Origin of the sequence: Stenotrophomonas sp. SrG (assembly GCF_050031795.1) — a bacterium.
GTDB classification, from domain to species: domain Bacteria; phylum Pseudomonadota; class Gammaproteobacteria; order Xanthomonadales; family Xanthomonadaceae; genus Stenotrophomonas; species Stenotrophomonas rhizophila_A.
The window spans coordinates 1-235 of sequence record NZ_JBNBBE010001392.1; the positions used below are offsets into that span (position 1 = coordinate 1).

Here is a 235-nt window from a genome sequence, read left to right on the forward strand (position 1 = left end):
AATACCGGGGCTACGCCTCGTCCGGCAGCGGGGTACTGGACCAGACCCAGGCCCAGGCCGACGTGCGCCGCGTGCGCCGTACCGGGCGCGTGGCCGAGATGGACACGGCCGCCATTGCCGAAGGCTTCGACGCCACGCTCGGCATCTGCCACACCCGCTGGGCCACCCTCGGCGGCGTGACGGAAGCCAACGCCCACCCGCACATCAGCCACGGCGTGGCGCTGGTGCACAACGG

Annotated in this window: 1 pseudogene; it reads left to right on the top strand. The window is 72.8% G+C overall.

The features are described from left to right. Nucleotides 1-235, top strand: a pseudogene (locus tag ACQG3P_RS23985) (glutamine--fructose-6-phosphate transaminase (isomerizing)); the annotation flags it as partial.